This is a genomic window from Arenibacter echinorum, from assembly GCF_003259375.1.
Taxonomy (GTDB): Bacteria; Bacteroidota; Bacteroidia; order Flavobacteriales; family Flavobacteriaceae; genus Arenibacter; species Arenibacter echinorum.
This window is the reverse complement of sequence record NZ_QLLN01000006.1, coordinates 231,260-254,638: the sequence shown is the minus strand read 5'-3', so window position 1 is coordinate 254,638 and position 23,379 is coordinate 231,260. Positions and strand designations below refer to the sequence as shown.

Genomic DNA, 23,379 nt, shown 5'->3' with positions numbered 1-23,379 from the left:
TATATTCTTCCTGTTATGGTAGGTAGTAACTTCCAAGGATTGATTCCATAATATATAGTGTGTATAAATTAATGGGACTGATCTTTTAACAATTCCGGAAATTTGGCTTGAAATCGTTTTAACCGTGGTACCGATACGTTTAAGATATAGGAATTATTGGGATTGTTTTTTTCATAATCTTGGTGATAATCCTCGGCATCGTAAAAGACAGTAAAAGGTTTTACTTCTGTTACTATAGGTGAGGAATAAACCTTTTCCTTCTCTAATTTGGAAATATAATCGGTTATAATTTTCTTTTCGGAGTCGCTTTTATAGAAGGCGATAGATCTATATGGAGGACCTTTGTCCGGACCTTGGCGGTTTAAAGTAGTAGGATCATGGGAGCCGAAAAAGACCTTTACCAAGGTTTCAAAAGAAATAACTTTTGGGTCATAATAGACTTCTACCGCCTCGGCATGTGTAGTGCGCCCATAACCTACGTCCTCGTAAGTCGGGTTTTTTTCCTTGCCGCCAGAATAACCGGAAACAACTTCCTTAACTCCTTTTACACTTTCAAAAATAGCTTCAACGCACCAAAAACAACCACTGGCAAAATAGGCAGTTTCATATTGTTGAAGTTCATTCGGAGTGAGTCCTGCAGTTATTTCATGCTTTTGTTCCGATTTGGTTTTGGATTGACAGCTGATTGTGGTGAATCCTAAAATTGCAAATAGGGTAATCTGTAAAAGTCTCATAGATAAATTTCTTAACGTTATTATGTTCTATTTTTTTTGGTCGCACCAACTTAGGTGATGCCACAATTATACGACTACAAAAATCCTGCCTTTATAAAGGTAAGACAGTTTTACCAAAAGTATGTTTAACAAATACTTTATCCTTTAGTGTTTGTATATCGAAAATACTTACGGATTTCCTGCTTAAAAGTTTTAAAATAGTTTTTTATTCGTGAGGCACATATTTCAAAGGCTCAGGCTCATTGAAATGCAATAGTAGAACGAACCCCGCCTTTTTGGTTAATACCCTGACTTGCACTTGAGGGGATTCCTTAAATAGGAACAAGCCTTACCCCGGGGTTTAGTGCTATTTATTATTCATTTGAAAAAGGGTACAGCTCTATTGGTGTAATATTAGTTAATTAATCTACCAAAGGTATGTACGGATAATCCAAGAAAGACTTTGATCAGAATTGCTAGTCCAGACGTGCTTATAATTTATTAAGGATTATTACTACAAATATTGAATGAATCCTGTTTTTATTTTCAAATTTCCGTAAGAATTACCGATTAAATACCATTAACATCGATTAAGGTTTTCCAGTCCCGTTTTCACTCACCGAGCATTTCCTGCACTTTATCGGAAGATTTGTCAGATACCGAAAAATAAGGAGGTTTAAACGATTTGTGACCTATACAGGGGTACATGTGGCGTTAAATTTACATAACAAAACAACGCATCATGAAAACGCTTTTAACTTTAATCTTTGTTCTTTTTATCGGAGTAGCTGCACAAGCAAACACTGTTGACCAAGAAGTGAAAGTTGCAACTGTTGCCATGAGTATTGTTACTTCTACTAAATATGAAGTTTCTGTAAAAAACGAAAACAAAGTAGCTCGTTTGTACATGTTCAAAAATTCTAGGGTTAAAAAAGAATTGTCTTTCTCAACTAAATTGAACAAAGCTAAATTAGCTTAATCCAATCACTTACTATCAAACACCTTCTTTATTTAAAATGGAATCCAATGACATTGGGAAGATTATTTTTTTTTCCAAAATATGCCCTTTAGGAAATAGATGAAGGTTAGGATCGTTAAAGAGATTCCAAACCCGATAAACTCCTGGCGTTCCATGTTGGATAGTAGCCAAACAATAATTATGACCGATAGCATCGGAACCAGATAGCCTCCGGGTATCCTAAATTCATTTTTGGTCCGTATCAACTTTTTTCTTCTCTGCTTGATTACCGCAAGTGTTACTCCCAAATAGACCAATAAAATGGATGCACTGGAGATAATGGCCATTTGTTGAAATCCGCCAAAGGTGGCAAGTAAAAATCCCGAGCTGGCATAGCCGATTATTGCAATGTAGGGAGTGGAAAATCTGTCGTGAACTTTAGAGAGTGTACTAAGGGGCAGTACCTTATCTTTTGAAGCCCTAAACAAGACTCTGGGAATGCTCAAAATTTCACTGCTTAAATTTCCGAGCATGGAAACTGCTGCACCAACGGTTATAATAGTAAAGCCTATGGGGCCAAAAACCTGATCGGCGACATAGCTAAGGGGATTTTCCTTAAAGGTGGCCAATGATGCCCCAAGTACCCCTAAGGAAACCGTTTGGATAAGGATATAGAGGATTAAAACGCCAACAACACTTATAAATATGGCCTTAGGTATATTTTTGTTTGGATCTTTAACCTCCCCACTAATGGATAGACCCGACTCTGCACCTTGAAATGCAAAAAATAGAATAAGCGATATTTTACCAATATCTTCAATGCTAGCAACCGAATTTATGGCGAGATGATCCAAGGATACCTCTCCCCATGAAAAAATAACCAACAGTAATAGTGGGATTAGTTTGATAATGGTTATGGTCTTTACCACAGACATTCCTTCTTTTATTCCCCTAACGTTGACATACCCCAATGTGCCAAAAAGAATAAAAAAAATCAATATTCTGAGGGTGTTCGATTTAAATACGGGAAACATAGTTCCAATGATATCCACAAGGGCATTGGATACTGCTGCATCTGCCGATGTTGCGGAAAGAACGAATAAGATAACGGTAAGAAAGCCAAAATAAGGCCCGAACGAGGTTTCTATATAGGTATAGGCCCCACCAGAAGTAGTTACTTTGCTGCCAACTTCTGCAAAGCAGAGCATTACCAGCGCAATTAGCAGGCCACAGAATAGATAAGCGAAAATACTGGAGGAACCTAATCCGGCCGCAACAATGGCAGGGAGGGCAAAGATACCGGCCCCTATCATAATATTTACCAGATTGGCGCTAAGGCCCATAACACCGACCTCCCTCTTTAAGTGTTCGTTGGTTTCTTTCATTGGTGGATTGGTTAGGTGGTTTTTTTAACTTGAGCCTGGTAAGCTCCAATGATCTAATGTAAAACTTTTAGGCTTATAATCAATTGATTGTGAGTGTTGTGTTTGCTTAAGGTTCCTTTCTAAAGGAAGAAGGTGGGGTTTAATAAAATGAACCTGTTGGTTTGTCCAATACTCGATTAGGGCAGGAGTTTTACTGGCATGGCCCAAGTTTTTAAATTATATCAATACAGCTTTACCCTATAAAACGCATTGGCTGAATATGTCTTCCAGTTCTTTTTGTGGGTCCAGACATAGGCCAGAGTGGGTTTCGGAACTTTGTATAATAGTACTTCTGGACGCTGTTAACCACCTGAACCTATCCGATAATTCCAATTCACCTATGGCGCCTCCTTTTGGAGATCCAATACAGATGTCTTCCCAGGCGTTTAAATAGTTCTTCAAGGTATCGAAGTCGACTTCACATGAAAAGGTGGCCAACTTATTTTTACAGATATGAAATTTTACACCAAGAAATTTTTTCCTTTTTGAGAAAAGTATAACGCCCACATTAAAGAATTCTTCGCGCTCCACTTTGGGAACAATTCTAATTATGGCATATTCATATTTAACCCTATCTTGCATCTTCAGACTCTTTTACCAACAATTGAATCATAGAAAGTTTGGTGTTTATATATTCTATATAGGCCGATCTCATTTCTTCAGGAGTCAAGGAATCTGATTCGTTCTGTAGCCAGTCCTCTGGAATTGTTGCAATAATTTCGGCAATCTTGTTACTATCTATGGTTTGTGTTATTACCTGAGCGGCTTCAGCTAATTTAGAGGCCCTGGATAGAAGTACGTGGTCTTTTATAAGGGGAAAAGTTCTGGTAAGATGATTTTTCCATGTATCCCAGTTATGGTGAAAATAAAAACTTGCGCCATGGTCTATGACCCATAATTCCTTGTTCCAATGCAATAGGTTGGTGTTTTTGGCAGTACGGTCTATATTGCTGATAAGGCTATCCAATAATACCACTTTTGAAGCAGTCATTTCATCAATTTGGGATACTAGGGGATCATAGGTAATGGCACTGGATAAAAAATGCAGCCCTAGATTTAGGCCAACGCTGAATTTTAGAAGATCCTGAATTTCCTCATCCGGCTCTGTCTTGCTAAAAGAATCATCCAGGTTCATGAACACCATTTCAGGAACCTTTAGTCCTATGGCCCTGGCAAATTCTCCGCCGATAAGCTCTGCGATCAATGCTTTTTTACCCTGACCGGCACCCCTGAACTTTAAAACGTAAAGGAATCCGTCATCGGCCTTTACAATTGCAGGGAGGGAGCCTCCTTCGCGCAAGGGCTTTATATATTGAACGACATCCACTGTCCTGATATCTATTTTACTCATATAGGAAAAGTTGCTCACTAAGTGAGATTTAAATGCTCTGCCGCCTGCCCGTTCTATTCAGGCGGGCCTACCGTGATTTAATTGACTTAAAATTAATTGCTGGAGCCTGTAAAGAATTCATTTTTACCCAATGAATTTCAATTATTTGGAATCTCCAGGGTATTGGAATTAAATAAAAAGCATCTTGCTTGTAACACATGCCAATTTACTATTATTACATAAACCAGCGTTTAAACATTTTACGGAAATCCGTTCGCCCTTGAGGCAATGGTTGTTCTCCGCATTAGTGATTGCAGCGGCATCCTTTTTTATGTCATTTGGATTTTAAATATATAATGGCAAAATATCCGGGGCATAAAAAAGACATAGCGGAAAGCACGGCCACTTTATGTTTTTCAATAAAGTGGCAATGCCCCACCATTTAATTATAGGACGTTGTCCTTAATTTCTTCTACTACTTCTGGATTTAGCAGTGTACTAGTATCTCCCAAATTGTTCATGTCCCTACTGGCAATCTTGCGCAGGATACGTCTCATGATCTTGCCGGAACGTGTCTTTGGCAGGCCGGAGGTAAACTGTATCTTATCCAATTTGGCTATAGGGCCAATGTGCTCCGTGATAATCTGGTTAATTTCGATCCTTAAATTATCGTGGTTACGGGATTCCCCTGTTTCCTTAAGGATTACATAACCGTAAAGTGCATTTCCCTTAATATCGTGTGGGAAGCCTACTATGGCCGATTCCGATACTGCTGGGTGTTCGTTTATGGCATCCTCTATTGGGGCCGTACCCAAGTTGTGGCCAGATACGATGATTACATCGTCTACACGGCCGGTAATTCTATAATATCCTACCTCGTCCCTTAAGGCGCCATCCCCTGAAAAATATTTGTTGGGGTAGGCAGAGAAATAGGTGTCCTTATAACGTTCATGATTGCCCCAGATAGTCCTTGCCATTCCTGGCCAAGGGAATTTTATACATAGGCGACCTTCTACCTGGTTGCCTTTGAGTTCCTTGCCCTGCTCGTCCATCAATGCTGGTTGTATGCCTATAAAAGGCAATGTGGCATAAGTGGGTTTGGTTGGGGTTACATAAGGAATGGGCGTTATCATTATGCCTCCTGTTTCTGTTTGCCACCAAGTATCCACAATGGGACTATTCTTTTTTCCAATGACATCATTGTACCAGTGCCAAGCTTCTTCGTTAATGGGTTCCCCAACGGAGCCCAATACTTTTAAGGACGACAGGTCGTGTTTTTCGGCAAAGGAAATATTTTGTTTGGCCAAGGCCCTAATGGCTGTAGGGGCCGTGTAAAACTGGTTTACCTTATGTTTTTCTATGATCTCCCAAAACCTGCCAAAATCAGGATAGCTGGGAACCCCTTCGAACATTAGTGTAGTGGCACCATTTGCCAAGGGTCCATAAACAATATAACTATGTCCGGTAACCCAGCCTATATCCGCGGTACACCAATAAACATCGTTTTCGGTGTATTGAAAAACATTCTTGAAGGTATAAGCGGTATACACCAAATAACCTGCGGTGGTATGTACCATGCCCTTAGGCTTACCAGTAGATCCAGAGGTGTACAATATGAATAAAGGATCCTCGGCGTCCATGATTTCGGGGACACAATCCAAATATGCATTTTCCAGCAAGTTTTGTAACCATTCATCGCGACCTTCTTTCATTTTTATTTCGGCATTGGTGCGCTTCACTACCAAAACAGATTTAACACCGGGACAATCTTCTAAGGCTTCGTCTACAATTCCCTTCAGGTCTATAGATTTAGAACCTCTATAAGATCCATCTGAGGTAATTACCAATTTACAGTCACTGTCATTGATTCTTGTAGATAAGGCGGTGGATGAAAAACCGGCAAAAACCACCGAGTGGATTGCTCCTATCCGGGCACAGGCCAAGAGGGCAATGGACAATTCCGGGATCATGGGTAGGTAAATACAAACCCGATCTCCCTTTTTAACACCCTTGTCCTTTAATACATTGGCCAGCTGGCATACGCGTTCGTGTAACTGGTGATAGGTAATGTGCTGGGCTTCCTCTTCCGGATTATTGGGCTCAAAAATAATGGCCGTTTTTTCTCCCCTAGTAAGTAAATGCCTATCTATACAATTTTCGGTAATATTTAATTGTGCCCCTTCAAACCATTTTATTTCAGGTTTTTCAAAATCCCAACTTAAAACGTTGTCCCATTTTTTTCTCCATAAAAAATGTTCTTCGGCCACTTCTCCCCAGAAATTTTCTGGTTCGCGAACCGATTTTCGATAAACCTGATAATACTCTTCTAAATGCTTAATGTGATAATTGCTCATCGTGTTTCTAAAATTTCTATAAATTTATATAAATCATCCATAAAAGGAAGGTTTCCTGATATGAATTTAATAATGAAATGCCAATTTTATTAGAATGTATTAAAACCTTAACAAGAAGATAAGAGGTTTGTTCCCTTCCATGCACAAAATGGGCAATTGCTGTTATTTGATTTGCATTTTATTTAAATCGCCAACATTTTGGTTCAATTCTTTAATTAGTGGTCTACCGCCTCTCCTGCACCACTGGGAATCCTAATGTTCTCAACTATTTCCTGGACGTACTCTGGGGGTTCAGGAGTAAATCTATTGATTACCAATGCAACAATAAAGTTGACGATCATGGCCACGGTTCCAAAGCCTTCTGGGGATATTCCAAACCACCACTCCGACTTATCGGGAATTTCTCCCAACCAACCCAACTTGAATTTGGCCATGTAGAACATCATTAGACTGATCCCAACGACCATACCGCCAATGGCTCCTTCCTTGTTCATTTTTTTGTAAAAAATACCCAAGACAATGGCCGGGAAGAAAGATGCTGCCGCTAGTCCAAAGGCCAGTGCAACCACTGCCGCCACAAATCCAGGTGGGTGAATTCCAAAATACCCTGCAATAACTACAGCAACGGTTGCTGCACCCCTTGCAGCCCATAGCTCCCCTTTTTCTGAGATATTGGGCTTGAAAACTTTTTTTATCAGGTCATGGGAAACAGAGGCAGAGATGACCAGTAACAATCCTGCTGCTGTACTGAGCGCAGCTGCCAAACCTCCAGCGGCCACTAGGGCAATTACCCAGGCAGGAAGGTTGGCAATTTCCGGATTGGCCAGCACCATAATGTCATTATCAACAGTTAATTCGTTTTTATCCTTGTCGGCCACATATTGTATAATTCCATCCTTATTTTTATCGTCGAAGGTCAATAAGCCGGTTTCCTCCCAGTTTTTAAACCAAACGGGCATAAGGCTATACTCATTGTTGCTTACCGTATTGATCAAATTTATTTTCGCGAAAACGGAAACCGCGGGAGCGGTAGTATAAAGGATAGCGATAAGCAACAAGGCCAATCCAGCTGATTTCCTCGCATCCTTGACCCTCTTTACTGTAAAGAATCTTACAATAACGTGAGGTAATCCTGCCGTACCCACCATGAGGGCCAAGGTAATGGCAAAGACATCTATGACCGATTTGGTGCCATCCGTATATTCGGCAAAGCCCAACTCTGTGGAGAGTCCGTTCAACCGATCCATTAAAAAGGTTCCAGAACCATCATTGAGGGTAGATCCCATTCCCAGTTGTGGTATGGGGTTACCTGTCATTTGAAAGGAAATAAAAATGGCAGGGACCATAAAGGCGAATATGAGCACACAGTATTGTGCCACTTGGGTATAGGTAATTCCTTTCATACCACCTAAGACGGCATAAAATAGCACTATTACCATTCCAATGATCACCCCTGTATTTATATCTACTTGTAAAAACCTGGAGAAGACCACTCCAACACCTCGCATTTGTCCGGCGACATAGGTAAAGGAAACAATCAATGCGCAGAACACCGCCACCATACGGGCGGTATTGGAGTAATAGCGGTCCCCTATAAAATCGGGTACCGTAAATTTTCCAAATTTTCTTAAATAGGGGGCAAGGAGTAGGGCCAAAAGCACATAGCCACCCGTCCAGCCCATTAGGTAAACCGAACCGTCATAACCTGCAAAGGCAATAATTCCCGCCATGGAGATAAAGGAAGCTGCAGACATCCAGTCGGCTGCAGTGGCCATTCCGTTCGCTAAGGGGGAAACCCCGCCACCGGCAACATAAAATTCCTTGGTAGATCCTGCCCTGGACCAAATGGCTATTCCTATATACAGGGCAAAGGTGATTCCTACAAGAAGGTACGTCCAGACTTGAACACTCATATTTTAAGTTTTTTGGTTGATATTTTGGATTGTGTTTTTGACCAATTGGGTGGTAAGCCCATAGGTATTTCGATATTTATAAGCCGTGTTGGAAAATTCACAGCGGCTATTCGTTGTAACCATACTTTTTGTCCAACTTGTTCATAAGGCGCACATAAACAAATATTAATACCACAAAAACGTAGATAGATCCTTGTTGTGCAAACCAAAAGCCCAATTTAAACCCACCAATTTTTATAGTGTTCAGGGCATCCTTAAATAATATCCCGGCCCCGAAGGAAACGACAAACCATATGGCTAAAAGAATAAATAAATAACGCACATTTTCCTTCCAATAGGCGGTTGCCTTTTTTTGTTTTTCGCTCATTATATCTTTGGTTTTGTAAAGAGGTAATATTCAAGTAACCAAGATAAGGTTTTGATTTAATATACCAAACGATATGTTTTAAGCCGGTAAATAAATAACACCTCCAAAGGAGTCTCTTTTGGCCCCCGTTACGGAACTAAGGCAATTAATTTTCTGTTCCTCACGTAAAACCCCCATAAGCGCAAATACCAGAGCCTCTTTAAATTCGATCAAGGTTTTTGAGGGAGAAACAACTTTAGTTTCCGATCCAAGTTTTTCCTGTAAACAATCCATAAGGAAGGTGTTTAGGGCGCCACCCCCGGTAACAAACAGGCTCTTTTTTGTTTTAGTCTTTTGGGCCTTCACCTGAAGGGCTATCTGGTCGCATATATGATGAACGGCTGTATGCAGTAAATTTTCAATACTGTCCTTGGTCCCTTCAACAATGGGGACTACTTTCTCTACAAACCATTCGAACCCTATAGACTTTGGGAAGGGTAATTTATAGAATTCCAGATCGTTGAGTTGATCCAACATTTCTTTGTTTATCTTTCCGGTCTTTGCCAAAGCACCTCCTTTGTCATAATCCAGGTGGATTTTTTTGGTAATATGGTTGAGGATCATATTGGCCAGGCCTATGTCATAGGCCAATCTCTTGCCATTTTGTTCAAAGGATATATTGCTAATTCCGCCCAGATTTAGACAATAATCGTACTGACAAAAAAAGAGTTGATCCCCAATAGGTACCAAGGGAGCACCTTGTCCGCCCAAGGCCACGTCGTTGGTCCGGAAATCGCAAATTACTTTTGTGGCGCTCTCATTCGCTAAATGTTGGCCAGAACCAATTTGGAAGGTGAGTCCGTTTTGGGGCTGGTGATGGGTGGTATGGCCATGACTGGCAATAAAATCGACCTCCAGGGTATGTTCTTTAATAAAATCCTTGGCCTGTTGCCCAAGCCAGCTGCCATAGATATTGTGGAATTGTAGCAATTGGTCAGCGCGAAGGTAAATGGAGTTTTTAAGTTTTGCCTGCATTTCCTCGCCATAGGAAATACTGTGCGTTTCTTTAATCTCAAAATTCCAACCCGTGGTGGTTTCCCATATATGGCAGTAAGCCAGGTCCAATCCGTCCAAGGAGGTTCCTGACATTAGCCCAATGACTTTATATCTTTTCATTTTTAATTATTGATGTTGTTATGGTTCATATGGTTGGCCTGAATCTATTCTGACAATATAAAAATCACCGACAGGGGTTTATTGTTATCATTGGTCACTTCCTGTAATTGGTGTAATTGAAGTCCGGCTTTTTTAATTACGGACATCCATGATTCGAAGGTACGGGCATACCAAGAATGGCCGTCGGTGAAATTACCCGGAAGCCCTTTCCAGGAATCGTTGATCCATTGGCTCTTATACTCCAAATCATTTTGCAATAAGAAATAGGGGTGAAGAGTCTGTATAGCGATATACCCATTTTCGGATAGCGCTTTTTTTACTTGTTTTAGAAGTTGGCTCAGCCCTTCCCTCTGATAAAGGCAAAAGTTGAAAACTGCCGCATCATAGGGCGCTTCCGGGATGGGCTTGCCCAATATAATATCTTCGTAGGACATTTGATAATAGGTGCCATCGCCTTTTTTTTCAGCGTTTTCCAATAATTTGGGAATGGCATCCAGGCCCACCACAGATTTACCCATGGTGCCAAGGCTCCTAGTGAGCCATCCCTCCCCGCAGCCAACGTCCAAAATTTTGATAGCAGGAGAATTGCCAATGAGATCCCATATGGCCCTATTGGTGAACTTTCTGGATTCAATATCCGCATTGTCGATTACCTTGATCCATTCAAGGGCATTCTTATTCCAGGATTCGATAATGTTATTCTCCATTGTCTTTAAAACACTTTTAGATTAATGGTAACAGGCAATGTCCCTTTAGCAGTAATTTCTCCTCTGAAATGGGCCAGGGCATTATATTGAAACTCTATGAAATTTTGATATACCAATACCACTGCTTTGGCGGTCTTATAGTCAATGAGGTTAAGTGCATAAGGGTTTCCAAAGACATATAGTATAACTTTCTTTGTTTTTAACAAGTGCTGCAGCTGCTCCAGTTCCTCAGTTTTGAGATCAAAATTATTCTGCGGCTTAACTTTTGGCGGATAAAGGGCTATTAAAACATTATCCTTATTTATTGGTCCCTCACCAGCAACCATGAAGGCAGCTTCCGCAAAGGTGTTATTGGTCGGTTCCCCTAAGGAGAGGCACTTAAAGCCTTCATTTTTAAAGTCGCTAATAATCTTATCGCTGCCAGTCAACAAAGTAAGGCTTTCCTGGGCCAACTGTTTGTTTAAAATGGAGGTTGCCTCTTGGTCTGTACGTGCTAGGGTATAGGGTGCAAAGGCTTGTTCCTTTAAATGCCATACCCGCTTAAAACGTTCTTCTATTTCTCCTGGGTCTGCATAACCCATTATTTTTTGAATGCCTTCCTCTGTGTTCTCTGCAAAACAAAGAATATCATTACCGGCATCAAAGGCACGCCATTCCAGTTCCCCTTTTTCCGGAAACATTTTGCTAACGCTATGCATGTTCAAGGCATCTGATATAACCACGCCATTAAAATTTAGTTCCTTTCGAAGGAGACCTGTAATAATGGTTTTGGAAATTGTGGCCGGAGTACCTTCGCCATTATCCAAAGAGGGGATGGATAAATGGCCTACCATAACGCTATCCACTCCATTTTTTATGGTTTCCCTAAAGGGATAAAGTTCGTTTTCGATTAAGGCTTCCTTGGGTTTTTTAATAATGGGCAGCCCTAGATGGGAATCAGTGGCCGTATCGCCGTGGCCAGGAAAATGTTTGATGCAGCTTAAAACCCCAACACTCTGGGTACCTTTGATAAAGGCCATGGCCTTTTGGGTGACATTCAATTTATCTTCTCCAAATGAGCGGTAGCCAATTACGGGATTATTGGGGTTGTTGTTGATGTCCACTACGGGTGCTAAATTCCAATGAATTCCCGCCTGTCTGCAATCCAAGGCTATTTGTTGTCCTACCTTAAAAATTAAATCCTCCTTGTTTTGTATGGCTCCCAAGGTGATGGCATAGGGATATTGCGGCGTATTTTCTACGCGCATGGCCAATCCCCATTCGGCATCAATACTTATGAGCAGTGGATATTTTGCCACATTTTGATATCGACGGATAAGGTTCTTTAGTGTGGTCAGGCTTTGTTCATTGTAAACAATTTTCTTTTTTCCTTCAAAATTGGTCGCGGCGCTGGCCCTACTGTGAAAGAAGCATAGGCCGCCTACATGGTATTTACCGATGAGTTTTTCCAATCCTTGAATTTCTTCTTCGGTATCATTGATAAAGGCCGCGGGCATAAACAATTGACCAACTTTTTCGTTTAGGCCAAGCTGGGTAGCGGCAGCGTTATAGGATGCAATTTTAAACATCATCGGTATTGGTTTTTTTACCGTAATCGGCGGGATATTTTATAAATTTTAAAAGGAAGAGCGCGGGTAGGGCAGCAATGACCACCCAAACAAAAAAGCCTCCATATCCCAGCCATTCCTGAATATAGCCACTTGCCATTCCCGGCAGCATCATTCCCAATGCCATAAATCCGGTGGCGATGGCATAGTGGGAGGTTTTGGAAATTCCTTCGGCAATATAGATCAGGAAGATTAGAAAGGCGGCAAAGCCAAAGCCATAACCAAACTGTTCCAAAATCACTGTTGCTACAACAGCCACCAAGCTAGTAGTTTTTGTCAAGGCCAAAAAGGCGTACATGGCATTGGGCAGATTAAGTGACAATACCATGGGCAGCATCCATTTTTTTAATCCATCCTTGGAAATTAGGATGCCACCAAGTATACCACCCAAGGATAGCATAATTACTCCCACTGTTCCGTAAATGGTCCCTACCGCCTCGGTGGAATACTCCAATCCGCCTGCTGAGGTTTTGTCCAATAAAAAGGGTGCGGCCATTTTTACCAATTGGGATTCCCCGAGGCGGTAACTTAAAATAAAGGCCAAGGCAATACCAATATTGGGCTTCTTAAAAAAGGAAATAAATACGTCCAAAAATCCTTCAGGTTTTACTTGGATAATGGCTTCCGAAGTTTCATATTTTGGAGTGACAAAAAAGTTGGCAATGGTCAATGCCAACATTAAAATGGCAGCGGCGATCATGGTAACGGACCATGCCTTTGTGTTGTCTCCATAATAGTTTTCCAGAAATCCTGCGAGGATAACAATGAGTCCCTGACCGGTGATCATGGCCAGGCGATAGAAGGTACTTCGCATGCCTACAAAGAAGGCCTGTTTTTTTTCGGTCAGGCCCAACATGTAATATCCGTCAGATGCAATATCGTTGGTTGCAGAAGCAAAAGCTGCCATCCAAAAACAGGCCAAAGTGGTGGTGAAAAATATGGATGTCGGCACGGTCAAGCCCACTCCCAAGATGGCGAGGGAAATAATTAGCTGCATGCTCAAAAACCATTTTCGTTTGGTGCCATTAAGGTCCACAAACGGACTCCAAAGTGGCTTTAAGACCCACGGAAGGTATAACCAGCTTGTGTATAAACCGATATCAGAGTTACTGATACCCAGTTTTTTATACATTATTACCGAAACTGTAACTACAAGTACGTATGGAATGCCTTGTGTAAAGTATAAAACAGGAACCCATGCCCATGCCCACTTGTCTTTTTGAATCATTTTACCAGCTTTTTATGTTTTAAAATTGGTTTTTATTTTTGTGTTCATGAAGATATTAAATCTTCCTTGACTTTAATTTATTCTGATGATTTTGGGTCTACTTTCCTGTCCAAAATTATTTATAAAAGTTAAGGCCAAAAGTTTTTTTCCTTTGAATCCTGAACTGTTAAAACTAAAATTACCGGAGTCCGAAAGTGGTATTTTTGCCACTAATCTATCCGTGTTTTCCAGACTTAATATTGATTCTTTTTTGGCTACATATATCAAAGCGTATCTTAAATTTTGTCTTTCCTTGGATGGTATATTGAAATGTAAAAGGCCATCTTTTTCTTGAAACTGTGTTTCAATAATTTCATTCTGAAATGCGTTTTTTTGAAATGGTGAACTGGGTGGCAAAGCAATGTTTTGGTAGTATTTTTTCTTCAATATTTTGAGCACATCCTCCTTGTCGGACATTAGGGATTTGGCGCTGAAAAATACATTTCCGATTACATTTTTATTTTCTCTGGCGAAGCTTAATTGGTTCGGAAGTTCTTTTTTCTTGTCCCAGGCTTTGTCACTATTGTTTCTTATTTTGTAGGGTCCGTTGCCAATATATAGATTGGTGTTATAACTGTTCTTGGACCACCAGTCCACTATCTTTTTATGGGATGCTACGGGTAGATCCATGCTCCAATATACTTGGGGCACCAAATAGTCTATCCATCCCATTTTCATCCATAACAACGGATCGGCGTACAGGTCCTCATAGGTGGTCTGCCCGGCTTTGGTGTCCGATCCAAGAGGATCGGTGCTGTTGTTTTTCCATACTCCGAACGGACTTATACCGAATTGTACCCATGGTTTTTCGCTTTTTATGGTGTTGTGTACCTTCTTGACCAAACTATCAATATTGCTTCTTCTCCAATCTTCCAAGGATTGTTGTGGTTGGGCGTATTTGGTATAGGTTTCCGTATCCTCAAAAGTTTCATCGGTTATTTTATAGGGGTAAAAATAGTCGTCAAAGTGAACGGCATCTACATCGTAATTGGCAACTACTTCTCCCATGATATTTGTTAAATGCTGTTGTACTTCCGGCAATCCGGGATTGTAATAGTATTTTTTTCCGTATTTCAGCATCCAATCTGGATGTAGGTTGTAATCATGGTCTTTACTTAAGATTTCCAGTTTTTCGTCAAACGTGGCCCGGTAGGGGTTAAGCCATGCGTGGAACTCCATTCCCCTGGCATGCGCTTCCTGTATCATCCATTGTAAGGGGTCGTAATAGGGTTCTGGGGCTACACCTTCATTGCCGGTCAAAAATCTTGACCAGGGCGCGTATTGGGAAGGATAAAAAGCATCCCCGGCGGCCCTAATTTGAACTATTACGGCATTAAAATTTAAGTCATTATAAAAATCAAGGATTTTCAGATAGTCCTGTTTCTGTTTTTCAATATCATCGAGGCCGCTTTTTGGCCAGTCTATATTGACTACGGTGGCTATCCATACACCTCTAAATTCGTGTTTGGGTGTTGGTATGGAAGGTTTTAATACCGAGCAGGAGGTAATGGATAATGTAAGTAAAAGGGCAATTTTTTTGAACATATGAAATTGAGTGTTGAAATAAAAGGCCTAGCATTTAAACATAAATGTAGGCCTTTTGTAATCTAAAACAATTTTTCCTTTAAATTGATGGGTCGGCCGGAGTATTGCTATTGTTGTCCCTTTCAGTGTTTGGATAAGGATAAAAGTTTCTATTCCTTTCATCAGTAAATACCTTGGCACTTGTGCTGGGCTCAGGTCGTTCAAACCTTCTGCTGTCCTCCAGACTGGTTCCGGTTAAGAACAGTTCCAGCCTACGGTTAAGGTACACTTCGTTCAATAAGGCTTCAACGGACGTATCCCCTGCATAAGCAGGGATATTGGCGTTTACCCCAAAGACATCATCATTATCAGTCCTAACATTGTTTATGGCGGTTACGGCAGCTGTGATATCGGCTGAAGTTTTTCTAAGATTGGCTTCGGCAATAATTAGGCTCATTTCGTCCGGTAGATAAACGGGAATGGATTCAGTACCGCTCTCCTCATCAAAGAATCCTGCAAGGTCTTCTATAGGTAGTTGATTTATGTTCAGTTCATCCAAAGGAACCAAATAGAAATCAACGCGACCATCAGCAGGGTCAATTGAAAAGGAGGCTGGCAAGCCAAAGTTATCTCTAGGTTTAAAATTGGGAACCCCGTTTTGAAATACCCTGCTCCATACCGGATTTAAATTTTGTGAATCATAGGTAAATACTGAGGTAGAAGATTCGTCTACTGAGCCCGCTGCCGAAATTGCAGCATCATAATTACCTGCAAATAGATTGTACCGAGCCGACATTGCCTGCAGGGTATTTTCCAAGTCTATATTTCCTCTCAGGATCTCTGAGCTGAACTCGTCGGATATTGGGTTGGCCGCAATTAGGTTTTGAGCCTCATTGAGTAGAGCCACTGCGGTATTGTAAGCTTCTGTTCTGGATACGAATGCTGCATCCCCATCTTGGCTGATAGCTACAATTACCTGTTCGTAGTTCTGCGCCATACTTCCTATGGCCATTGCCTTAAATAAATTGGCGTAAGCAATCAAACCACTTTTGGTGCCGTCATTGATGTTCAGATCAGGTGCATTTTTTGCAATATCTTCTGAAATCGACATCACCCGAAGCATCGTGGACCATAGTCCGACAATATTGGAAGTGGAATTTGGAATGTCCCCACCGTCCTCAAGATCTATCATATTCTGAAAGGTAGTGGTAATACCTGCCTCCCTTGTAGTTACCGCTGGTGTTTCTACTATCCATCTCAAACCTGTGGTGGAATACAATTGTTGCATTCCTATGGTTGCTGCCAATATACCTTCCCTAGAAGAAAAAACTTGGGCGTCCGTAGCGGCATTGGGATTATCAAAATCGGTTTCGCAAGATGATACCGCCAAAACGGTCATCAATAGTGCAATAGCCTTTATATTAAAATTTAAATATTTTTTCATCGTTGTTTTTTTTAAGTTTAGAAACTAACATTTACTCCAAATTGATAGGTCTTTGGGATTGGAACAGTAGCAAAATCAAATCCTCTTACCCCATTGCTTTGACCTGCGGCACTTACTTCTGGATCCCATCCGGAATAATTGTCCCATGAAACCAAGTTTCTACCTACCAAACTCAATGCTACGTTGTCTATGAAATCCCATTTAGGTTTGAAGTTATAGCTAAGGCTTACTTCCCTTAACTTAACGAAAGATCCATCCTCCACAAACTCTTCAAAGATATTGGCCTGTGCTCCTCCGTAACCTTTGGGAAGGTTCCCCAACAATTCTTGACCAACATTGTATCCACCGCCAAACAATACATTGTCCAGCAATCTACGGTTCCAGTTGAATACTTCGTAACCCTGAACAGCATCAAACTGTACTCTTAATGAAAAGTTCTTATAAGAAACTTCATTGATCAAGGATCCAAACCAATCTGGATTTGGGTCTCCCAATACTTTGGATGATTCACCATCCTCGGTAGTTCCTCTGTATGGGTAACCATTCGCATCCAGAGCTATTGTGCCATCTTCGTTACGTGCGTAAAATTCCCTATAAAAAACACCTAATGACTCACCTTCTATTACATAGTTGGTAGAGAAACTACCATCTAGGGTTAGTCGGCCACCTCCGGCAACATTGGTAACCTCATTCTTGTTTTTGGAGAAAGAAGCGGTTACGTCCCATGAAAAGTTTTCATTTTTTATAGGTGCGGCCCTGAGCAGTAATTCAATCCCTTTATTCTCCAAGTTGCCTACGTTTTCGAATCTAGAGCTGAAACCGGTTGATGGAGCCAATACCCTTGGTAGCAATAGATCTGTTACCTTTTGATGGTAGTATGAGAATTCCAAGCCTAACCTATTGTTAAGAAATCCGGCATCAAAACCTAATTCAATTTCATCCTGTCTTTCTGGTTTTAGGTTTTCATTCCCTTGGGCGGTAGATGGAATAAGACTTACCGCTCCACCAATAGCTGAAGGAGAATATACTGAAAATCTATCGAAGGCACCCAATGCGGTTAGGTTACCGGCCTGACCCCATGAGGTCCTTAATTTAAAGGAGTTAAAAGTGTCTGAAAAGGTGTCTTTCCAGAAATCCTCATCGGATAGAACATAAGAGGCGCTGGCTTTGAAATAAAGTTGATTGCGTTCATCCTTACCAAAGGTCGAAGCGCCGTCCATTCTTACTGCACCGTTTATATAAATTTTGTTCATAAAGGAAAAAGACTGTTGTAGAAAAGCTCCCCAATATGAAATTTGGGACCTGGTCTCGCCTTGCTCCAATAAACTACCTCCCGTTGCCGTTTGCACTACAGGCGGAAGTCCAGTTGCACTAATGCCGACCCTATCCCTTTCTTCGTATTGCCAAGAACCGCCAGCGGTGGTTATGGAGTTCACACTATCCGATATATCGGTCCTGTAAGTTACATTTAGGTCGCTATTGTATTGAAAACTGTTTAAATCAGATCTTCTAGCAAATCCATCGGGTAACGTTGAGGTATTGTTGATGGGAATAAAGGCAAATGCGGATTGGTTGTAATAATCCATTCCCAGGGTATATTTTGCGGAAAGGTGTTCATTAAATTTACCATCCAGGGCAATGCTTGTGATAAAACGATTGGTTTTTTGTCCAAAATCAAATCGGTCTACAGCCTCCAATGGATTGGTTCTGGCCACTAGGGGAGAGGTTACTGGATAAACTCCTGAAGCATCGGGGGTAGGATCTATGGAATTGTCGCTGAACAAGAATCCTGTAAGAGATCCATAGGCAGAATTGATTCCACCATTAGGAACGTCGTTACTTATACTTCTTACATAGTTGAAACCTCCTGTAATATCCAACCAATCAAATGCCTTCTGGGTAATATTGGCTTTAAATCCGTAGCGTTTAAAGTCGGTATTCTTTACGATGCCTTCATTATCCAAATGTGAGGCCGAAAGAAAATAGGAGGTCTTTTCATTTCCTCCATTTACAGAAAAGTAATTCTCCAAGCCAAAACCGGTGTCGAATATAACATCTTGTAAATCATATCGCTCTACTGCAACCGTAGCCAAATTGTTTCTGTCAGTGGCTACTTCCCAAGCTAGGGGAACCGTATTGTAGTCAATCTTTTTTCTAAGCTCGTTTAGCTTGATATTTGTCATAAAGGTAAACTTGGGTTCACCACTCTTTCCCTTTTTGGTAAAAATTTGAACTACCCCGTTGCTGGCCCTTGATCCGTAGATCGCCGCTGCCGCTGCACCCTTGATTATTTCTATTTTTTCAATATCATTGGGGTTTAGGTCGGCCAGCCTGTTCTGGGAGTTACCTCCCAAATCTATAAGCTCGTTACTGGAGTTGCTTATAATGATACCATCCACAATATATAGTGGGTCGGAACTACCGGCAATGGTGCTAGGCCCTCTAAGTCTTATACTGATACCACCCGCAGGATCTCCGGAATTTTGTTGTACTAATGCACCAGAAACTTTTCCAGCAATGGCCTGGTCTACCTGAGTAGCGCCATTATTGGTCAAATCTTCCGATTTTACAGTAGATATGGCGTTTCCTAGGGATCTTTTATTGGCGCCTGTCCCTGTCCCGGTAACCACTACTTCGTCCAGGCTTAAAAGGTCTTCCGCTAGAACAATATCCTGTGTGATATCTCCACCAGAGGCTGTGAAGGATATTTTTTGAGTGCTAAATCCAAGATAGCTAGCGGTGAGAACATAATCCCCGTTTTCCAGAGCAGCTTTAAAGCTGTAGTTTCCATCGAAATCCGAAACGGCACCGAAAGATGTATTTGCAATAAATACAGAAGCACCGGCTATGGGTATCCCAGAACCACTTTCAGTAATGTTTCCACTAATTGTAATTGGGGATTGTTGCCCAAATACGTTTGTACTCATTACCAGAAGTAGCCATAGGAATAAATGGCTTGGTAATTTTCCCCTAATTGTTTGAAATTTTTTCATCGGCTTTTAGAGTTAATTTTTAGTAAATTAAATTAGAAATAGAATAATTGATATTCTCAAAAATATGCAAAATACTGCAACTATTGCAATAATTTGCAATATATTGCAATAATTATTAAAATAAATAGCTGTATGCGGTTTGTTTGCAGTTTTTTGCTAATATTGACTATATTCTGTTAATATGACAATTTTATGTTAAAAGCCGAGAGACAACAAGTAATCTTAAACGAGGTTAGAATCCATAATAGGGTTTTGTTTACGGATATTGCCGAACTTTTGAGTGTTTCGGTAGATACTATTCGCCGTGATATCAAGGAGCTTAGTGCTGCCAAAAAACTAAAGAAGGTACATGGCGGGGCCATATCATTGGGGTTTAACAATTACAATGTTGAAAATCAAGAGATATATGCTCTTGAGAGTAAGTCCCGGATTGCAAGAAAGGCAATAACCTTGATCAAGAGTGGACAGGTTATACTATTAAGTGGTGGAACCACCAATATGGAAATTGCACGGATGATTCCACCCAATTTGAAAATTACCTGTTTTACACCTAGTTTGCCGGTTGCTGTTCAATTAATGGCCAAATCGGACGTGGAAGTAATATTGGTTGGTGGAAAATTATCCAAGGATTCCCAAATTGCTATCGGTGGTTGTGCTATAAACATGCTGAATGATATTAAGGTGGATATCTGCTTTTTAGGTATCAACTCCATCGACGTAAAAAATGGGGTAACCGATTTTGATTGGGATATTGTTCAAATAAAAAAAGCTATGATAAATGCCTCAAAAAAAATTGTGGCCCCATCAATTTCCGAGAAATTAAATTCCACACAGCGGTTTAAAATATGTGATTTGGACACTATAGATGTTTTAATTACCGAGCTGGAACCAGAAGATGATAAATTAAAGGATTTCTGGGACGTTAAAATAAAATTGCTTTAAAGATATTTATATGTTATAGTAGTTTAAATTTTTTAAATGTCTTTACTTTTTTAGTTGCCACTGCCAGTTTTGGACAATCTAAAAAACTAAAATTACCTAAGTTTGCCATGATTCTAAAAGTATACTTTGATATGTGGGGCAGATGCTAGTTCAATTGATAAAACATTTTTATAAGAGTAAAAGAAGTAAAGATTGGATTTTTCAAATCGCTGAATTAGCCAATCTGCTTTAACGGACCCTCTTAAGCTAAACCAAAAAATAATTCTATTTAATTAAATACCGACCAAAAAATATGCAAGATTATAAAAAGATAACCGAATTGCCATCAAAATACAATGACCTGGAATTGATGGATACCGCAACAATCCTTACTAATATGAATAAGGAGGATCAGTTGATTGCTGATGCCGTTGCCTTGGTTATACCGGAAGTGACCAAATTGGTAGATGCCTTGAAAGTACGATTCGATAAAGGGGGCAGACTATTTTATATAGGTGCGGGAACCAGCGGCCGATTGGGTATTTTGGATGCCTCGGAAATTCCTCCCACTTTTGGCTTGTCCCATGATTACGTAATTGGATTGATCGCCGGTGGGGATGTAGCAATTAGAAAGGCTGTTGAAAATGCCGAGGATGATACTGTTCAGGCTTGGAAGGATTTGGAACCTTTTAATATAACAAAGAACGATACAGTAGTAGGGATAGCGGCATCGGGCACTACACCATATGTCATTGGTGGGGTAAAAGAGGCGGCTGCGCATGGCTTGTTGACTGCATGTATTACCAATAATCCGGGTTCTCCCTTGACTCAAGCCGTAGAGATTCCCATCGCTGTAAACGTTGGGCCTGAATTTCTAACAGGAAGTACGCGGATGAAAAGCGGAACATCGCAAAAACTGGTGCTCAATATGATTTCCACTGCCTTAATGATCAGGATCGGGCGGGTGAAAGGTAATAAAATGGTAAATATGCAGCTCACCAATGAAAAGTTGGTAGATCGCGGAACCCGATATTTGGTAGAGGAATTAAATATTGATTATGCCGAGGCAGAAAAATTATTAAAAAAATACGGTTCTGTAAAGAATGCCATAGACGCCAGTAAGGGCTAGACTATTTATTGACATTCATAGAAACCTCTTCGGGGGTTACTATGCTGTCGCTTTTATTGCCCCAGGAGTTTAGGATATAGTTCATCACATCTGCAATTTCCTCATCTTCCAATCCCATTGGAGGCATAATGTTGTTGTAGGCCACCCCGTTGACCAATATATATCCTTGTTGGCCGTATTTTACGCCCCTTATGCTTTCCTCTCTTTTGTTCAATAAAAAATCTGATTTGGCCAATGGAGGGAATGTTTTTTCAACACCCTCTCCATTCGCCATATGGCAGTTTATACAGAAGTCCGAATAAATATCTGCACCTCTATTGATGCTTTCTTCCAGTTCCTTGTCCTGGAACAATAAAAAGGACAATAATGAAATAGAGAAAATATAGGTTAAAAGCAAGAGCTTCATAAATTACTTTATAAGATGATGATACTAAATTTAATGAGTATTATTTCTTTGGTACTAGTTTATAGATTCCTTTGCCTTCCACGGCCACATATATAAAACCGTCCGGGGCTTGTCTAACGTCCCGCACACGTCCTAAGTCGGGCATTAATTTCTCTCTGTAAACAACCTTGTTACCCTTTAGCTCCAGTCTTTCCAAATATTGAAATTTTAAAGAGCCTATTAATAAGTTTCCTTTCCATTCCGGGTATTTGTCTGAAGTTACAAAGGCCATTCCACTTGGCGCAATAGAAGGTACCCAGTAATGTATTGGTTGCTCCATGCCTTCCATTTCGGTTTTATCCGTAATGGGGGTGCCGCTATAATTGATGCCATAAGTAATTACCGGCCATCCATAATTCTTGCCCTTTTCAATAATATTTATTTCATCCCCGCCCTGAGGACCGTGTTCGTTATCCCAGATTTCCCCGGTCATAGGGTTTTTTACCAGACCTTGGGGATTTCTATGTCCATAGCTATATATGGCTGTTTTTGCTCCTGCAGTGTTTACAAAAGGATTGTCTGAAGGAATACTCCCGTCCGCGTTTAAACGATATATTTTTCCGCCATCCCTGGTAATATCCTGGGGATTAACGTCCCGGTCCCCTCGTTCTCCAATGGAAAAGAATAAATAACCCTTATCGTCAAAGGCAAATCTGGAGCCAAAATGCTGACCTTTAGTGGTGTTGGGAGTGGCCTTGTATAATAATTGGGTGTCGGTAAGACTGTTGTTGTTCAACTTTGCCCTGATAATAGCAGTATTTCCACCCTTATCATCACCTTCTTCGGAAGCATAGGATATATAGATCCATCCATTATTGGCGTAATCTGGATGCAGGACAACATCCAATAGACCGCCTTGGCCTCTGTTATACACTGCTGGTGTATTACTTACTTCATTCTTTTTGCCATCCTTGAAATGAATCAATTGGCCTGCCTTTTCCGTAATGAGCATACTACCATCAGGAAGAAAGGTAAATCCCCATGGTAATTGTAGTTCATCGATTATTAGCTCTGCGGTGAATGATGGATTATCTACGCTATTAACCTCATTTTCAGTTGTTTGAGCACAAGATAAATTCAAAGACATTAAGGCGATGAATATAATTAAGATACTATTTTTCATAATTC

General features: G+C 40.7%; 19 protein-coding genes. 3 read left to right on the top strand and 16 right to left on the bottom strand.

What is annotated here, in order from left to right:
• Nucleotides 1-68: 68 nt before the first annotated feature.
• A complete protein-coding gene (msrA, locus tag LV92_RS16665; RefSeq protein WP_111624736.1) occupies nucleotides 69-734 on the bottom strand; it encodes a peptide-methionine (S)-S-oxide reductase MsrA in 666 nt (221 codons plus the stop codon).
• Nucleotides 735-1,455: 721 nt separating this feature from the next.
• Between msrA and LV92_RS16660 the strand changes: the two genes are divergently transcribed.
• Nucleotides 1,456-1,692, top strand: a complete 237-nt coding sequence (locus LV92_RS16660; protein ID WP_111624735.1) for a hypothetical protein — start codon at nucleotides 1,456-1,458, stop codon at nucleotides 1,690-1,692.
• A 62-nt stretch (nucleotides 1,693-1,754) separates the two neighbouring features.
• On the opposite strand, the gene LV92_RS16655 is transcribed toward LV92_RS16660, so the two are convergent.
• From LV92_RS16655 to LV92_RS16595, 13 genes are all read right to left on the bottom strand, one after another.
• Nucleotides 1,755-3,056 carry an APC family permease gene (locus tag LV92_RS16655; RefSeq protein WP_111624734.1) on the bottom strand — a complete coding sequence of 434 codons (1,302 nt, stop codon included), beginning with the start codon at nucleotides 3,054-3,056 and terminating at the stop codon, nucleotides 1,755-1,757.
• A 237-nt stretch (nucleotides 3,057-3,293) separates the two neighbouring features.
• Nucleotides 3,294-3,677: a DUF3037 domain-containing protein gene (locus tag LV92_RS16650; protein ID WP_111624733.1), complete on the bottom strand. Its 384-nt coding sequence runs from the start codon at nucleotides 3,675-3,677 to the stop codon at nucleotides 3,294-3,296.
• Nucleotides 3,667-4,446: a HipA family kinase gene (locus LV92_RS16645; RefSeq protein WP_111624732.1), complete on the bottom strand. Its 780-nt coding sequence runs from the start codon at nucleotides 4,444-4,446 to the stop codon at nucleotides 3,667-3,669. The genes LV92_RS16650 and LV92_RS16645 overlap by 11 nt, the downstream gene beginning before the upstream one ends.
• Before the next feature lie 425 nt (nucleotides 4,447-4,871).
• Complete coding sequence (gene acs / locus LV92_RS16640; protein WP_111624731.1) at nucleotides 4,872-6,779, bottom strand: acetate--CoA ligase; 1,908 nt, start codon at nucleotides 6,777-6,779, stop codon at nucleotides 4,872-4,874.
• Nucleotides 6,780-6,994: 215 nt separating this feature from the next.
• Complete coding sequence (locus LV92_RS16635; protein ID WP_111624730.1) at nucleotides 6,995-8,692, bottom strand: sodium:solute symporter family protein; 1,698 nt, start codon at nucleotides 8,690-8,692, stop codon at nucleotides 6,995-6,997.
• A 106-nt stretch (nucleotides 8,693-8,798) separates the two neighbouring features.
• A complete protein-coding gene (locus LV92_RS16630) occupies nucleotides 8,799-9,059 on the bottom strand; it encodes a DUF4212 domain-containing protein (RefSeq protein ID WP_111624729.1) in 261 nt (86 codons plus the stop codon).
• A gap of 78 nt (nucleotides 9,060-9,137) precedes the next feature.
• Nucleotides 9,138-10,214 (bottom strand): anhydro-N-acetylmuramic acid kinase, encoded by a 1,077-nt coding sequence (locus LV92_RS16625; RefSeq protein ID WP_111624728.1) that lies wholly within the window; start codon nucleotides 10,212-10,214, stop codon nucleotides 9,138-9,140.
• A 44-nt stretch (nucleotides 10,215-10,258) separates the two neighbouring features.
• Nucleotides 10,259-10,921, bottom strand: coding sequence for a class I SAM-dependent methyltransferase (locus tag LV92_RS16620; protein ID WP_111624727.1), 663 nt, complete (start codon nucleotides 10,919-10,921; stop codon nucleotides 10,259-10,261).
• A gap of 5 nt (nucleotides 10,922-10,926) precedes the next feature.
• Nucleotides 10,927-12,492, bottom strand: a complete 1,566-nt coding sequence (locus tag LV92_RS16615) for a glycoside hydrolase family 3 protein (RefSeq protein WP_245946412.1) — start codon at nucleotides 12,490-12,492, stop codon at nucleotides 10,927-10,929.
• Nucleotides 12,482-13,756 carry an MFS transporter gene (locus LV92_RS16610; RefSeq protein ID WP_111624725.1) on the bottom strand — a complete coding sequence of 425 codons (1,275 nt, stop codon included), beginning with the start codon at nucleotides 13,754-13,756 and terminating at the stop codon, nucleotides 12,482-12,484. The genes LV92_RS16615 and LV92_RS16610 overlap by 11 nt, the downstream gene beginning before the upstream one ends.
• Before the next feature lie 72 nt (nucleotides 13,757-13,828).
• On the bottom strand, nucleotides 13,829-15,340 hold the full coding sequence (locus LV92_RS16605; protein WP_111624724.1) for a glycoside hydrolase family 10 protein: 1,512 nt from the start codon (nucleotides 15,338-15,340) through the stop codon (nucleotides 13,829-13,831).
• 79 nt (nucleotides 15,341-15,419) lie between these two features.
• Nucleotides 15,420-16,763 (bottom strand): RagB/SusD family nutrient uptake outer membrane protein, encoded by a 1,344-nt coding sequence (locus LV92_RS16600; protein WP_111624723.1) that lies wholly within the window; start codon nucleotides 16,761-16,763, stop codon nucleotides 15,420-15,422.
• Between the two features lie 17 nt (nucleotides 16,764-16,780).
• On the bottom strand, nucleotides 16,781-19,690 hold the full coding sequence (locus tag LV92_RS16595) for a SusC/RagA family TonB-linked outer membrane protein (RefSeq protein WP_245946411.1): 2,910 nt from the start codon (nucleotides 19,688-19,690) through the stop codon (nucleotides 16,781-16,783).
• A gap of 258 nt (nucleotides 19,691-19,948) precedes the next feature.
• On the opposite strand from LV92_RS16595, the gene LV92_RS16590 reads away from it, so the two are divergent.
• Nucleotides 19,949-20,698 carry a DeoR/GlpR family DNA-binding transcription regulator gene (locus tag LV92_RS16590; protein ID WP_111624721.1) on the top strand — a complete coding sequence of 250 codons (750 nt, stop codon included), beginning with the start codon at nucleotides 19,949-19,951 and terminating at the stop codon, nucleotides 20,696-20,698.
• A 292-nt stretch (nucleotides 20,699-20,990) separates the two neighbouring features.
• Complete coding sequence (locus tag LV92_RS16585) at nucleotides 20,991-21,806, top strand: N-acetylmuramic acid 6-phosphate etherase (protein WP_111624720.1); 816 nt, start codon at nucleotides 20,991-20,993, stop codon at nucleotides 21,804-21,806.
• Nucleotide 21,807: 1 nt separating this feature from the next.
• Here the strand turns inward: LV92_RS16585 and LV92_RS16580 are convergent, their stop codons facing one another.
• Nucleotides 21,808-22,212: a c-type cytochrome gene (locus tag LV92_RS16580; RefSeq protein ID WP_111624719.1), complete on the bottom strand. Its 405-nt coding sequence runs from the start codon at nucleotides 22,210-22,212 to the stop codon at nucleotides 21,808-21,810.
• A 40-nt stretch (nucleotides 22,213-22,252) separates the two neighbouring features.
• Nucleotides 22,253-23,374 (bottom strand): PQQ-dependent sugar dehydrogenase, encoded by a 1,122-nt coding sequence (locus tag LV92_RS16575; protein ID WP_111624718.1) that lies wholly within the window; start codon nucleotides 23,372-23,374, stop codon nucleotides 22,253-22,255.
• Nucleotides 23,375-23,379: the final 5 nt, after the last annotated feature.